The sequence below is a fragment of the Kitasatospora sp. NPDC004531 genome (assembly GCF_053602195.1).
Genome location: NZ_JBSGDD010000088.1, coordinates 22,452 through 29,217, shown reverse-complemented (window position 1 = coordinate 29,217; position 6,766 = coordinate 22,452). Strand labels below are relative to the sequence as shown.

4 protein-coding genes are annotated in these 6,766 nt (G+C 72.7%); all 4 read right to left on the bottom strand.

Features of this window, described 5'->3' with window-relative positions; all coding sequences use genetic code 11:
- On the bottom strand, positions 1–1,187 hold a 1,187-nt coding region (locus tag ACWEMJ_RS27530; RefSeq protein ID WP_452139831.1), incomplete at its 3' end, for a GlgB N-terminal domain-containing protein.
- Between the two features lie 92 nt (positions 1,188–1,279).
- A complete protein-coding gene (locus ACWEMJ_RS27525; RefSeq protein WP_452139830.1) occupies positions 1,280–2,767 on the bottom strand; it encodes a maltokinase N-terminal cap-like domain-containing protein in 1,488 nt (495 codons plus the stop codon).
- 260 nt (positions 2,768–3,027) lie between these two features.
- Entirely contained in the window at positions 3,028–4,746 is a 1,719-nt protein-coding gene (gene treS, locus ACWEMJ_RS27520; RefSeq protein WP_452139829.1) for a maltose alpha-D-glucosyltransferase, read from the bottom strand.
- Positions 4,743–6,698 (bottom strand): alpha-1,4-glucan--maltose-1-phosphate maltosyltransferase, encoded by a 1,956-nt coding sequence (locus ACWEMJ_RS27515; RefSeq protein ID WP_452139828.1) that lies wholly within the window; start codon positions 6,696–6,698, stop codon positions 4,743–4,745. The genes treS and ACWEMJ_RS27515 overlap by 4 nt, the downstream gene beginning before the upstream one ends.
- Positions 6,699–6,766: the final 68 nt, after the last annotated feature.

The window sequence follows — 6,766 nt, the reverse complement described above, 5'->3', positions numbered from 1 at the left end:
AGCGTGTCGACCAGGTGCCGGAAGTCGTCGGGGGTGCCGAGGCGGGCCGTGGGGGCGTAGAAGCCGGAGACCTGGTAGCCCCAGGAGCCGCCGAAGGGGTGCTCCATCACGGGCATGAACTCGACGTGGGTGAAGCCGAGTTCGTTCAGGTAGCCGGGCAGCACCTCGGCGATCTGCCGGTAGGTCGTCAGGTCCGGCCGCCAGGAGGCGAGGTGCAGCTCGTAGACGGACATCGGCGCCCGGTGGTGGACGGTGCGCGCCCGGGCCGCCATCCACTCGGCGTCCTGCCACTCATACCGGGAGACCGTCACCACCGAGGCGGTGTCCGGCGGGCACTGGGCGGCGCGGGCCAGCGGGTCGGCCTTCTCCACCGTCCGGCCGCCGCGGGTCAGGATCTGGTACTTGTACCGCTCGCCCTCGCCGAGGCCCGGAACGAACAGCTCCCACACGCCGGAGGAGCCCAGCGAGCGCATCGGGTGCGCGGTGCCGTCCCAGTGGTTGAACGAGCCGATCAGCCGGACCCCGACGGCGTTCGGCGCCCACACCGCGAACGAGGTGCCCGCCACCCCTTCCACCGTGCGCACGTGCGAACCGAGCGCGTGCCACAGCTGCTCGTGCCGGCCCTCCGAGATCAGGTGCAGGTCCAACTCGCCCAGCGTCGGGGCGAACCGGTAGCCGTCCTCCTGCACCAGCGGCTCGCCGCCCGGGTACGTCACCTTCAGCGTGTAGGCGGGGAAGCGCTGCCCGGTCAGCAGGCCGGTGAACAGGCCGGCCTGCTGGTGCGTCAGTTCGGCCGGGCCGAGCGCCGTCTCGACCACCACCCGCTCGGCGAACGGGCGCAGCACCCGGATCGCGGTGCCCGCCGGGAGCGCGTGCGCACCGAGCAGGGCGTGCGGGTCGTGGTGCGCGCCGGAGACCAGGCGCTCCACCTCGCCGGGCGGCAGCGGCGCCTCCGGCAGCCGCAGCGCCGCGCCCGCGGCGGGCCGGGCGGGCGCCGGCCGCGATTTGGCGGCGCGCTCCGCCTTCCGGGCCTCCGGGCCCTTCGGCGCCGCGCCGGACGGCCGCGCGGGCTTCGCCGGCGGCTGCCAGCCGGCCCCTCTGACGCGCTCGCCGTTCCGGAAGGTGGCCGGGACGGCCGGCCGGCGGTCGGCCGGAAAGGACGGGTCGAGCGGACCGAGCGGGGTCACGGCGAAGGCCTCCTGGATTCCTGCGAACGGGTCGGGGCTACTGCCAGCGGAGCGGGCCCGCCCGGCCGGGAAGCCCGGCCGGGCGGGGCGGTTCAGACGGTGCCGGCCAGGCGGTTGATCGCGGCCAGCGGGATCGGCAGCCAACTCGGCCGGTGCCGCGCCTCGTACACCACCTCGTACACGGCCTTGTCGATCTCCAGGGCGCGCATCAGCTCCGGGGACGCGGCCGGGTCGGCGCCGCCGCCCGCCGTGTAGCCGGCGCAGTACGCGGCCCGGTTGCGGGCCGCCCAGGCGGCGGCCAGCTGCGCCAACTCCTGGTCCCGGGCGGGCGATCCGGCCAGCAGGTGGGCGGCCGCGTAGTCGAACGAGCGGAGCATCGCGGCGACGTCCCGCAGCGCGGGCTGCGGCAGGCGGCGTTCGGCCAGCGGCTTGGCGGGCTCGCCCTCGAAGTCCAGCAGCACCCAGCCCTGCGGGGTGCGCATCGCCTGGCCCAGGTGCAGGTCGCCGTGGATGCGCTGGACCGGCAGCCCGTCCAGGTGCGCGGCCGTCAGCTGCTGGAACGCCGAGCGCAGCGCCGAGCGGTAGCGCAGCAGGCCCGGCACGGCGGTGACGGCGGAGTCCAGCCGGTCGGCCATCGCGCCGGCCAGCTCGGCGATCCGGGCCGCGTCCAGCCGGGCGGTGGGCATCGAGCGGGCCAGCACCCGGTGCACCTCGGCGGTGGCCCGGCCGAGCCGGTGCGCCTCGATCGCGAAGTTGCCCGGCGACGGGTCGCCCTTGAGCCGGGCGACCTGGTCGAGGGCCAGCTCCCAGCCGTCCTCGGCGTCCGGCAGGTAGCGCTGGAGCAGGCCCAGGGTGGCGGGCTCGGAGCGCTCCAGCCGGCACTCGAACCAGGCCGCGACCCGGGGGATGCGGGTCGAGCCGGCCCGGGACAGCGCCAGCGACAGCTCCAGGTCGGGGTTGGTCCCGGGACTGATCCGGCGGAACAGCTTCAGGATGAACGCGGTGTCGTAGATGACCGAGGAGTTGGACTGCTCGGCGGTGGACGCCCGCCCCGGGATGTTGCCCGGCAGGCCCGGGCCCGGCGTGCGGCGGAAGCACAGCGAGCCGAACCGGTCGCCGGTGGCCAGGTGTTCGAGCAGCCGTCCGGTCAACTCCGGGTCGTGCACCGCGTCGTAGAGCACCGCGCCGTCGTAGGTGCCGCCCGCCAGCCGGCCCAGCACCGCCCGCGGCCCGACCGCCGCGGGCCGCTCCGAGCGGATGCCCAGCAGCAGCTGGTACACGTCACCGGGGCCGGCGGCCGCCCCGCCGTGCTCCACCCGCAGCAGCAGGTGCAGCAGCGCCGGATCGCCCACCTGGAGGGGGGTGCCGAGCATCGGGACGAGTGCGGCGATCGGCCGGCCCTTGCCGGCGTACCAGCGCTGGGTGGGGAGCCATTCGGCGATCAGCGGCAGGGCCGACTGGACCAGCTCGCTGACTCCCGCGGCGGTTCTCCGGGCCCCCGGCGCGCGCGTCCCGACCGGCCCGGGGGCGGTGGACGGATCACGGTGCAGGTGGGCTTGAGAACGGGAGGTTTCGGACATGACTCCCTTTCCCCGGAAGCGGGCGACTGCCCGACGGGTCGTGGCCGGGCCCTTCACTCTTCCGGATTTCGACGGCGCGGCGGCGACGGCACGCGAGTCGCTCGCTCGGTGTCACGCCTTCGTGTGGATGGCCGTTGGGCTGTTCTCCGTACGCGGTGGTGCGAAGACCTCCGGGGGCGCGCGGAGCAACTCGCGCGCCCGCGGAAGGGGTTGTCCCGATCGGGGCCTGAGGGATCGTCGGTGCGTCGGCCGGACAGGCCCTACTTCGCCCCGGACGGCTTCGCCGGGGACTGGCGCAGCTGGAACCAGTAGAAGCCGTGGCCGGCCAGCGTCAACAGGTACGGCCACTCGCCGATGGTGGGGAAGCGCACGCCGCCGATCAGCTCGACCGGGTACCGCCCCCCGTACTGCCGCAGGTCCAGTTCGGTCGGCTGCGCGAACCGCGAGAAGTTGTTCACGCACATGACCAGGTCGCCCTCGTACTCGCGCACGAAGGCCAGCACCGCGGGGTTGCTGGAGGGCAGCTCCGTATAGCTGCCGAGGCCGAACGCGGGATTGAGCTTGCGGATCTCGATCATGCGACGCGTCCAGTGCAGCAGTGAGCTCGAACTGCTTTGCTGCGCCTCGACGTTGGTCACCTGAAAGCCGTACACCGGGTCCATGATGGGCGGCAGACTGAGCCTGCCCGGGTCGGCGGAGGAGAAACCCGCGTTGCGGTCCGGCGTCCACTGCATCGGGGTGCGGACGCCGTCCCGGTCGCCGAGCCAGATGTTGTCGCCCATGCCGATTTCGTCGCCGTAGTAGAGCACCGGGGAGCCCGGCAGCGAGAGCAGCAGCGCGGTGAACAGCTCGACCTGGTTGCGGTCGTTCTCCAGCAGCGGGGAGAGCCGGCGGCGGATGCCCACGTTGGCCCGCATCCGCGGGTCCTTCGCGTACTCCGCGTACATGTAGTCGCGCTCCTCGTCGGTGACCATCTCCAGGGTCAACTCGTCGTGGTTGCGCAGGAAGATGCCCCACTGGCAGCCGGACGGGATCTCCGGGGTCTTCGCCAGGATCTCGGAGACCGGGTAGCGGGACTCCCGGCGGACCGCCATGAAGATCCGCGGCATCACCGGGAAGTGGAACGCCATGTGGCACTCGTCGCCGCCGGAGCCGAAGTCGCCGAAGTAGTCGACCACGTCCTCCGGCCACTGGTTGGCCTCCGCCAGCAGCACGGTGTCCGGGTAGTTGGCGTCGATCTCCTTGCGGACCCGGCGCAGGAAGTCGTGGGTCTCCGGCAGGTTCTCGCAGTTGGTGCCCTCGCGGGCGTACAGGTACGGCACCGCGTCCAGCCGGAAGCCGTCGATGCCGAGGTCCAGCCAGAACCGCAGGGCCGCCATCACCTCCTCCTGCACGCGCGGATTGTCGTAGTTGAGATCCGGCTGGTGGCTGAAGAAGCGGTGCCAGTAGTACTGCTTGCGGACCGGGTCGTACGTCCAGTTGGAGGTCTCGGTGTCGACGAAGATGATGCGGGCGTCCGGGTACTGCTTGTCGTCGTCGGCCCACATGTAGAAGTCGCCGTACGGGCCCTCGGGGTCGCTGCGGGAGGCCTGGAACCACGCGTGCTGGTCGCTGGTGTGGTTCACCACGAAGTCGATGATGACCCGCATGCCGCGGGCGTGCGCCGCGTCGACGAACTCCACGAAGTCGGCCAGGTTGCCGAACTCCGGGAGCACCGACTGGTAGTCCGAGACGTCGTAACCGCCGTCCCGCAGCGGGGAGTTCATGAACGGGGGCAGCCAGAGGCAGTCCACACCCAGCCACTGGAGGTAGTCGAGCCGCGAGGTGAGCCCCTTGAGGTCTCCGACGCCGTCGCCGTTGCTGTCCTGGAACGAGCGCACCAGGACCTCGTAGAAGACCGCGCGTTTGAACCACTCCGGGTCGCGGCCCTGGGCGGGGGTGTCGGCGAAGGTGTCGGGGACGGGCTCGTTGACTGTCACTGCGGGTTCCTCCGAACCGTGAGGAGGTGGGCCGGCCCGGTAGAGGGATCGAGCCGGACGTAGTTGTGACGGCCCCAGGCGTACGTCGCGCCGGTCAGCTCGTCGTGCACCGTCAGCGGCCCCGGCGCGTCGAGCGTCACCGTGGCCTCCTGGACGTGGTGCGGGTCCAGGTTGACCACGCAGACCACCCGGTCCTCCAGGCCGTCCTCGGTCACGGCGGACTTGGAGAAGGCGAGGATCCGCTCGTTGTCGACGGGGTGGAAGCGCAGGTCCCGCAGCTGCTGGAGCGCGGGGTGCCGGCGGCGCAGCCGGTTCAGGGCGGTCAGCAGCGGCGCGAGGGAGTCCGGGCGGGTCCAGTCGCGCGGCCGCAGCTCGTACTTCTCCGAGTGCAGGTACTCCTCCGAACCGGGCTTGGCGGGCTCGTTCTCGAACAGCTCGAAGCCCGCGTACACCCCGTAGGTCGGCGACAGCGCGGCGGCCAGCACGGCGCGCACCGCGAACGCCGCCGGGCCGCCGGTCTGCAGGTACTCGGGCAGGATGTCCGGGGTGTTGGCGAAGAAGTTCGGCCGCATGTACGCGGCGGCCTCGCCGGTGAGCTCGGTGAGGTACTCCGTCAGCTCGGCCTTGTCGTTGCGCCAGGTGAAGTACGTGTAGGACTGGTGGAAGCCGATCTTGCCGAGGGTGTGCATCATCGCCGGACGGGTGAACGCCTCCGCCAGGAACAGCACGTCCGGGTCGGTGCGGGCGATGTCGGACAGCACCTTCTCCCAGAAGTTGACCGGCTTGGTGTGCGGGTTGTCGACGCGGAAGATCCGCACCCCGTGGCCCATCCAGAAGCGCAGGATCCGCACCGTCTCGCGGACGATCCCGTCGAAGTCCTGGTCGAAGTTGACCGGGTAGATGTCCTGGTACTTCTTCGGCGGGTTCTCGGCGTACGCGATGGTGCCGTCCGCGCGGTGGCTGAACCACTCCGGGTGCTTGTGCACCCACGGGTGGTCCGGCGAGCACTGGAGCGCGAAGTCCAGCGCCACCTCCAGGCCCAGCGCGCCCGCCTCCGCGACGAAGTGGTCGAAGTCCTCCAGGGTGCCGAGGTCCGGGTGGACGGCGTCGTGGCCGCCCTCCGGGGAGCCGATCGCCCACGGCGAGCCGACGTCCAGCGGGCCGGCCTCCAGCGCGTTGTCGGGGCCCTTGCGGTGGGCCCGGCCGATCGGGTGGATCGGCGGCAGGTAGACCACGTCGAAGCCCATCGCGGCCACCGCGGGCAGCCGCTCGGCGGCCGTCCGGAAGGTGCCCGAGACCGGCGGCTCCACGCCGTTCGGGTCCACCACCGCGCCCTCCGAGCGCGGGAAGAACTCGTACCAGGCGCCGAACAGCGCCCGCTTGCGGTCCACCTGGAGCGGCTGCGGGCGGGTCGAGGAGAGCAGCTCGCGCAGCGGGAAGCGGGCCAGCAGCGCCGTCACCTCCGGGACCAGCGCCGCCGCGTAGCGGCTCAGCGGCGGCAGACCGGGGTCGCGCAGCGCGTCCACCGCGGCCAGCACCTGGGCCCGGCCCTCCTTCTTCGGCACCCCGGCCGCCGCCCGCTCCAGCAGCTGGGCGCCCTCCTCCAGCACCAGCGCGGTGTCGATCCCGGCGGGCAGCTTCACCGCCGCGTGCTTGCGCCAGGTCGCCACCGGGTCGCCCCACGCCTCCACCAGGTACGACCAGCGGCCCGGCGCGGTCGGCGTCACGTACGCGCCCCAGCGGTCGCTGCCCTCGGACAGCTCGTGCATCGGCGTCCACGGGCCGGAGCGGCCGCGCGGGTCGCGCAGCACCACATTGGCCCCCACCGCGTCGTGGCCCTCGCGGAAGACCGTGGCGGAGACCAGGAAGCGTTCGCCCTCCACGGCCTTGGCCGGACGCCGGCCGGCGTCGACGAGCGGGGTCACGTCAAGCACGGGGATGCGGCCGATCACGGTGTCGCTCTCTGTCGTCGTGCGGGTGGGGCGGGCCGGGCGGGCCGGGGTCTTGCGGGGGGATGACG

What these genes read in the sequence shown, in the direction of transcription:
- ACWEMJ_RS27525 (WP_452139830.1), bottom strand. Translation starts at nt 2,767, where the DNA reads ATGTCCGAAACCTCCCGTTCTCAAGCCCACCTGCACCGTGATCCGTCC.